Origin of the sequence: Gluconacetobacter sp. (assembly GCF_047721585.1) — a bacterium.
Classification (GTDB): Bacteria; Pseudomonadota; Alphaproteobacteria; order Acetobacterales; family Acetobacteraceae; genus Gluconacetobacter; species Gluconacetobacter dulcium.
The window spans coordinates 1-7,293 of sequence record NZ_JBDNXE010000164.1 but is presented as its reverse complement, the minus strand read 5'-3'; the positions used below and the strand labels follow the sequence as shown (position 1 = coordinate 7,293).

The 7,293-nt window shown below is 68.3% G+C and carries 8 protein-coding genes; 5 read left to right on the top strand and 3 right to left on the bottom strand.

Annotated features, from left to right (window positions below; all coding sequences use genetic code 11):
- The 5 genes from ABF821_RS18960 to ABF821_RS18940 all read left to right on the top strand — a co-directional run.
- On the top strand, positions 1-436 hold a 436-nt coding region (locus tag ABF821_RS18960), incomplete at its 5' end, for a hypothetical protein (protein WP_415531204.1).
- A gap of 196 nt (positions 437-632) precedes the next feature.
- Positions 633-1,370, top strand: a complete 738-nt coding sequence (locus tag ABF821_RS18955) for a hypothetical protein (protein WP_415531203.1) — start codon at positions 633-635, stop codon at positions 1,368-1,370.
- 83 nt (positions 1,371-1,453) lie between these two features.
- Positions 1,454-2,131: a hypothetical protein gene (locus ABF821_RS18950; RefSeq protein WP_415531205.1), complete on the top strand. Its 678-nt coding sequence runs from the start codon at positions 1,454-1,456 to the stop codon at positions 2,129-2,131.
- 326 nt (positions 2,132-2,457) lie between these two features.
- Entirely contained in the window at positions 2,458-2,649 is a 192-nt protein-coding gene (locus tag ABF821_RS18945) for a type II toxin-antitoxin system HicA family toxin (RefSeq protein ID WP_182975143.1), read from the top strand.
- On the top strand, positions 2,649-3,068 hold the full coding sequence (locus tag ABF821_RS18940) for a type II toxin-antitoxin system HicB family antitoxin (protein WP_182975142.1): 420 nt from the start codon (positions 2,649-2,651) through the stop codon (positions 3,066-3,068). The genes ABF821_RS18945 and ABF821_RS18940 overlap by 1 nt, the downstream gene beginning before the upstream one ends.
- Positions 3,069-3,373: 305 nt before the next feature.
- Here the strand turns inward: ABF821_RS18940 and ABF821_RS18935 are convergent, their stop codons facing one another.
- The 3 genes from ABF821_RS18935 to ABF821_RS18925 form a co-directional block, all read right to left on the bottom strand.
- Positions 3,374-4,381, bottom strand: a complete 1,008-nt coding sequence (locus tag ABF821_RS18935; protein ID WP_415531202.1) for an NAD(P)-dependent oxidoreductase — start codon at positions 4,379-4,381, stop codon at positions 3,374-3,376.
- Between the two features lie 98 nt (positions 4,382-4,479).
- The gene (locus ABF821_RS18930) at positions 4,480-5,424 is read right to left on the bottom strand and encodes a DMT family transporter (RefSeq protein ID WP_415531201.1); all 945 of its coding nucleotides are present in this window, start codon (positions 5,422-5,424) and stop codon (positions 4,480-4,482) included.
- Between the two features lie 243 nt (positions 5,425-5,667).
- The coding region (locus ABF821_RS18925) for a penicillin acylase family protein (protein ID WP_415531200.1) at positions 5,668-7,293 on the bottom strand (1,626 nt) is incomplete at its 5' end.

Below are 7,293 nucleotides of genomic sequence, written 5' to 3'. Positions count from 1 at the left end.
GCCGGTACTCGATCGGCTGGGGTTGGGCGGGGCGGCGGCGGTGACGTGGCTGACGGGCACGGCGCTGGTTGAATCGCGCGCCGCGCGGCTGGTGCAGGGCGGGGGCGGCCCGGCGCTGGGGCTGTGGCAGATGGAGCCGGCGACCCATGATGCGTTGTGGGAGATGCTGGCGGGTGGTGAACATGCCGATCTGCGCGCCCGTGTGGAGGGCATGAGCTGTCCGGATATTCCGCGTGTGGCGCAGATGATCGGGAATCTGCGGTATGGCTGCGCGATGGCGCGGGTGAAGTATTTTTTCGATCCGGCGCCGGTGCCGGATGCGAAAGATGCTGGTGCGCTTTGTGCTTATTGGAAGCGGATTTACAACAGCGCGCTTGGAGCCGGCAGGGTGGATAGTGTGCATATCGCCGCCTTCGCCACCGCAATCGGAGCGTGACCGGACAGGCGCGCTGGCGGCGATCCGACGCGCGTTCCCTGTGCTCCGATGCTCACGGCCGATAAGGCCGCTCCGCTTCGGTGCTCGGGAACACACGACGGGCGCGGCCCTGGCGGGCCGCTCTCGCGCGCGGGAGCGGGGTTTCGTCTCTTTTTGAAGAAATTTTGATTTTTCGTAATGTGGAGTGGAGCGGTCCATGGATTCGATGGCGATCTTTCAGACCCTGATTTCGGTCGTGCCGGTTCAGGATGTGGTTTATGTGGCCGCGCTGTGCGGGGTGTGCGCGGCGCTGATGCCGTGGTTGCCGGTGCCGGCCAGTGCGGCGTCGGTCTATGGGCGGGTCTATCTGGCGTTGAATCTGCTGGCGCAGAATTTTCGCAATGTCGCGAACCGCACGAAACCGGGCTCCGCGCCGGGGAAGGATGGCGGGGGTGGGCCTGCGATCATGCTGCTGCTGGGATTGGGGACGGTGACGGTGCTGGGGGCCTGCACCCTGGCTGGCAGTACCGCCAGCATCAATACCGCCGAACTGGCGGCGGATGCCGGGGCGATCGATTTCGCGGCGCAGGCGATCGAGGCGATTCCGGGCCTGTCGGCGCATCTTTCCGCCGATCAGGTGGCGCGGGTCAACGAGGCGCTGGGCAGGATCAGGACCGTGACCGCGCAGATCAATGCGGCGTCGGGCGGGGCGATCGATATCGAGACCGGCAGGGGGTGGGGCGCGGCGCTGGCAGGAGCGTTCCAGAGCATTCTGACCGTCGCCGGTACCGTGGCGTCGGCGCTCGATCCGGCGGTGGCGGGGTATATCACCACCGCCGGGCAGATCATTCCGCTGATCGAGGCTGCGGTGGGGCTGACGCCGGCGACCGTGATGGCGACGACGGCGGTGGGCGATGCGCCGGCGGTGCGCGCGGCGCTGTATCGGGGCCTGTGAGGGTGCCGCGTGCGATCGGCCGGCGGCTGGGTTGCCTGCCCGCCGAAACGCGGGACGGACAGCCGTCGCTGGCCGGGTTGCGGATGATGGCGCGGCGGGCGCCGGAGCGGCTGGTGCGCGACGGGATCGACCCGGCGCCGCTGATGCTGGGCAACGACCGGCTGGGGGATTGCACCGCAGCCGGATTGGGCAACCATATCCGCGCCACGGCGGCGCTGGCCGGGTTTCAGGTGACGGTGCGCGAGGCCGATGCCATCCTGTTTTACGAACGGTCCACCGGTTACCGGCCGGGCGATGCGGCGACCGATCGGGGCGGGGTGGAGGTGGATGTGCTGGCCTGTGCCGCGCGCGGTGGGTATGCGCTGGCGGACCAGACCTTCTATCCGGTCTGGGGCTCGGTGGCGCCGGATGATCTGAACGCGCTGCGGCTGGTCATGGCCGGCATGGGGGCGGCCTATCTGGGCGTGCGGCTGGCGCTGGCCGACCAGGCGGAAGGCGGGGTGTGGGATACGACGACGCCCGGCGACCAGAGTCCGGGATCGTGGGGCGGGCATTGCCTGCTGGCGTGGGCCTATGACGGTGTGGAAGAGGACTCCGTGGTGTCGCTGCTGACCTGGGGTGGCATTCAGCGCGCGACATGGCGCTGGGTGCGGTCGCGGATCATGGAATGCCATGGCGTGGCCTGGCGGCAGTTGATGCCCGCCGGGGCGGACTGGGAGGCGCTGGTCGCGGCGAACGCGGCCTTTCTGGACGGGGCGTGACGGGGCCGCATCCACCACTCCGAGCGCGCGATCCGTAAGGGTTTCGTCTTCCGAAACAGAGCGTGGCGGACAAGCCTTTTCCTGTAACAGACATACCGATATCCTTGGCCTATACTGCTGATTGTCGGAACCGTTCGTCTGCCCGCGCCATGCGGACGTACCCGGTTTCGCTGGGGCTTTGCGGCGTGCCCTTGTTTTGGAAGGGGTGAGCCGCTTTTTCCCGGAAATGGCGGAAAATTGCGCCCTCCGCCGGCACTGTTCGGTCATCCGCCCTGATGGAGACTGAATTTCTTGCGTTTCGGGGCTTTCGTGTGTATAGTGTGTAAATGAAGGGCGGCGACCTGATTCGGAAACTGGAAAAGGCAGGCTGGGTGCTGGACCGCGTGCGGGGATCGCACCATGTGTTCCGCCATCCCGATCGTCCGGGCATTATGGTCGTGCCGCACCCCAAGAAAGACCTGGGCGGCGGCCTTGTCGCCGCGATCCGCAAGCAGGCGGGCCTGCAGGAGAAACGATGATGCGTTACCCGGTTATGATCGAAGAGGGGAGCGAGGCCACGGCGTTCGGTGTTGTGTTTCCCGACCTGCCCGGCTGCTTCTCGGCAGGGGATACGCTGGATGAAGCCCTGGCGAACGCTGCTGACGCGGCGGCGGGTTGGATCGACGCCACGCTGGACGCGGGCGGGTCGGTGCCGTCCCCGAGCACGCTGGATGCGGTGCGCCGGCTTCCCGAATATGCCGGGTGGGCGGTGGGGTTCGTGACCATCGACCCGGCTGTGCTGGATGACCGGGTGGAGCGGGCCAACATCTCCCTGCCGCGTCGGGTTCTGGAACGTCTCGACGCGCTGGCGAAGGCCGCGCATGAAACCCGGTCGGGCATGATCGCCGCCCTGACCTTGCAGGCGAGTCCGGTGGCGCGTGAAAATCGCAAGGGCTGAACGGACGATTCCGTTTTTCTTTGCTGTGACCGCATCGTTTTTCCGTCTGTTGCGTGGGGCCTTGCGGTACCCTGTTTGAACGGTCGAGGTTTGTTCTTTCCAGTGCGGAAAGGGCGCAACCATGACGCAGACGGAATAGGGCGGCATTGTCCCGGCCAACGAGAACGGGCCGGGCGACCCTGCTGGCAAAGCGCGTGTTGACGCACTGGTGTTTGCCCCGGCCCGTCGTGCAGACCCACGGGATGCCGCCATTTCAGGGACCGGTGTGATGCCGATCCGGTGCGGGCCGGTCTGGTCTGGTCTGGTCAGGTGACCAGATTGATGGGGTTGCCTTGCGCGAACGCCTTGATGTTGGCGGCGGTGGTCTCGGTGATCCGGCGGAAGGCTTCGGCGGTGTTGTAGGCGTTGTGGGGTGTCACGATCACGTTCGGCAGGCTGGCCAGCACGCGGGCGGCCAGCACGTCGCGCATCGTGGCCGGAGCGGTGGGTGCGTCCGGGGCGAACAGCGCGGCGGGGTGGCGGAGCTGGGATTCGTCGGGCAGCACGTCGAGGCCCGCTGCCGCCAGATGGCCGCTTTCCAGCGCGCGGAGGAGGGCGGCGTTGTCCACGACCTGGCCGCGAGCCGTGTTGATGAGCACCGCGCCGCGCTTCATGCGGGCGAACTGGCTTTCGCCGATCATGCCGTCGGTTTCGGGGGTGGCGGGGACGTGCAGGCTGATGATGTCGGCCTGGGACAGCAGCTCGTCGAGCGGGGCGTAGCGGAGGTTCGGGGCGTCGCGCAGCAGGGGTGACGGGTATTCGTCGTAGGCGATGACGGACATGCCGAAGCCATGGGCCATCTCGATCGCCCGGCGGCCGATATGGCCGGTGCCGATGGCGCCGAAGATCTTGCCGCGCAGTTCGAAGCCCCGAGCCGGAGTATAGGCGAAATCGCCGCGCCGGGTGGCTTCGGCGCAGGGGACCGTCCAGCGCGACAGGGCGAGCAGCAGGCCGAAGGCGTGTTCCGCCACCGTGCTGTCGCCATAGACGGGCACGTTGGAGACCTGGATGCCGTGGGCGCGGCAATAGTCGAGATCGACGGAATCGAAGCCGGTCGCGCGGATGGCGATGAAGCGCAGTTTCGGCAGGCGGGAGAGGATGGCGGCGCTGAAATCGCAGCCGGCAAAGCCGCTGATGATGTCGGCATCGGCGTAGCTGTCCACGATCTCCGCCGTGATCGGCCCCGCCACGCTTGTGACCGTGAAGGCGGGATCGAGCGCCGTGATGGCTTGGGCGGTCTCGGCCTCGTTGGCCGAAAACAGGACGATCTTCATGGTCTGGTCTCTCCAGGGTGGCCGATGCCGCGCGATGCGGGACAGAGGGTCTTCTGGATAATCGGTTCCGGCTGATCTGTCTTTGACCTGCGTCGGGGCTATCGGGGCGTTTGCGGCTGGTTGCTCGCGGGCCTGTGATGTTCCCAGCGCGCCAGATGCTGCGCGATGAGCAGGCTTTCGTAGCGGATGCGCTGGCGTATCCAGTTCAGCAGGCCCGAAGCGGTCAGGACGATGATGCCCACGAAGGTCCAGCCATCCAGCGACTGGTGGAAGAGCAGGTAGCTGAACGCCACTGCCCAGACCATCTGGCTGTATTGCGGCAGGGCCACGCGGTTGGCCGGGGCGCGGGCGGTGGCCAGCATCATCAGGAGCTGGCCGAGCGCGGCCAGGAAGCCGTACCCGAACAGGTAGATCCAGGCCTCGGCCGTGGCGGGCCATGTGGCGTTCAGCCCCATCAGCAGGCCGTCGCCGACCAGCGGGCCGACGAGGCTGGAGCCCAGGAGCGACAGGCGGACCGTCTCGGCGCTGGACAGGCGATAGGCGATGACGCTGCCGGCATTGGCGAAGGCGGCGGTCAGCGCGCAGAGATGCCCCAGATTGAGCGGGCGCACGCCGGGGCGCAGCACGATCAGCACGCCGATGAAGCCGAGGATGACGGCCAGCCAGGCCCAGGCGGTCACTTTCTCCTTCAGCAGCGTCACCGACAGGATGGTGACGAAGAGCGGCATGAGGAACATCAGCGCAAGGGCTTCGGGCATGGACAGCAGCATGAACGCCTTGACGCTGGCGGCGGTCGCCACGAAGACGCACACCGCCCGCAGCATCCATGTGCCGCGCAGCCGGGGCCGGAAGGCATCCAGGTAGGATTCATGCGGCTTGCGGACGAAGGGCAGCAGCAGCAGGCCGAAGACGCCGCTGGAGAACGCGACCTCGAACGGGTTGAGCGACCCGGCCAGCAATTTGGAGAACGCATCGCTGATCGAGAACAGGGCATAGGCGCTGAAGGCCAGGGCCATGCCGGAGAAGAGTGCCTTGAAATTCATCGCGATGTACCCCCTTCATGTCCGGCCTTTACCTTGGCAGCAACGGGGAGCAGGGCCAATGCCGGGAGGGCGGACCTGACATCTGGGCACGGGTTTGGAAGAGCTGTTCCGGGAGGCTGATCGAAAAGGCGGGCTGGTGAACGGGGCCGGCCGGCAGGGACCGCGCCCCTCCTGTGTGTCTGAGCACCGGAGTGCGGGAAAGGCGCGGGGGATCGGTGTCGGGCGGCGTTTGCGGCCAGGGTTTCAGGGTGTGAGCGTGAGGGTCCATTGGGTGGTGCCGGGCAGTAGCGGGCGCGGCGCGCCGGTGACCCAGGCATGCTGACCCGCGCCGTAATAGGGGGTCTGGGGGTTGGCGGCCTGGCCCATCGGCATTTCGAACAGGGCCGTGTCTTCATGCCCCGGGCTGACCACCAGCCGTTCCGAGGCGCCGAAGCCCGGTACCGCGACGCGCGGGACGAGGGTGTCGCCGGCTTCGGGGAGGTCGGGCGGGTCGGTCATATGGCCCAGCAGCGGTATCGCGCGGGCCAGCGGGTGGTGGATGCCGACATGGTTGGCCGTGCCCCAGCGGAACGACGATACGCCGCCGGCGGCGCGGACCTCGGCTGCCAGCGCGTTGAGGATGGCGTCGTCCATCGCGGTCCAGTTGGGCTGGCCCGGCGGGAGGAGGCCGGCGGGGCGGTCGGTGAGCAGGCGCTGGACCGCCCAGGCGGCGCGGGGCGGCATGTGGAAGGTGGCTTCGGGCAGGCCGGGCAGGGCGTAGGCGCCGAAGACGAGGGACAGCGCGTGGGCGCGATATTGCCGCACCAGCCGGTAGCCGATCGAATCCGGCCGGGCATGTTCGCCCCATGAGGCCACGTAGGGGGCCATCGCGGCGAGGTCGGCCCGGCCGGGACGGGCGGCAATGGCGGCGGTGAGGAGCGCCTGCCAGGGGCGCAGGACGGTGGCGTGGTCGTCGGTCTGGATGGCCAGCAGGTCGGATTCGGCGAAATGGTCGCGTGCGTGCAGGTCGTCGCGGATGCGGCTGGCGCGCAGGCCGTCGGCGTAGCCGCCGTCGCCCAGGAGGGCCAGCGCGGCGCCGCCGACGACGCGGCCGTTGGCGCTCCAGAGACGGCCGTCGGGCGGGTCCAGGATTTCGGGGATGTCGGACGGGGGCAGCATGCCGTCCCAGCGATGGCTGCCGTCGGCCCAGGAATGGGGCAGCCGGTCTTCCAGCCCGATGCGGTGCGGGACCTGGCCGATGATGGTCCAGCCGATATGGCCGTCGCGGTCGCCGGCCAGCATGTTTTCCTGCGGCAGGCCGGTGCGGTGGGCGGCATCCAGCGCCGCGCGCACGCTGCCCGCGGATTCCAGCGCGCGGATGCCGCGATAATCGATGGCGCCCGTGTCTTCGGCGCTCCAGTGCCATACGAATGGATGGCCTTCGGCGTCCTGCCCGTTGACCGGGCCCCAGATCGTGGTGCGGATGGCCATCGGATGGCAGGTTTCGTGCGCCGCGCAGAGGGTTTCCCGCGCGGTGCCGAATGGTTTCAGCCCGTCGGGCGTGCGGTAGTGGGTGGGATCGCCGGGTGGGATGTCGAGCGCGATCAGGTCCCCGGCCTCGATATTGCCGTCGGTGAAGGCCCAGGCGACGTGGGTGTTGGTGCCGACGATCTGGTAGGGCTCGCCCGGCAGGGTGATGCCGGTCAGGTCCAGCGTCGGGGGCTGGGTGTCGTCGGGGCGCAGGATCTGGCGGGCGCGGTACCAGATGTTCGGCACCATCAGGCCCAGATGCATGTCGTTGGCCACCATGGCGCTGCCGGGGGCCGTCAGGCGGCCGGCGACCGCGAAATTGTTCGATCCGCGTTCCGGCGCCGGGAGCGGGGCCGGAAG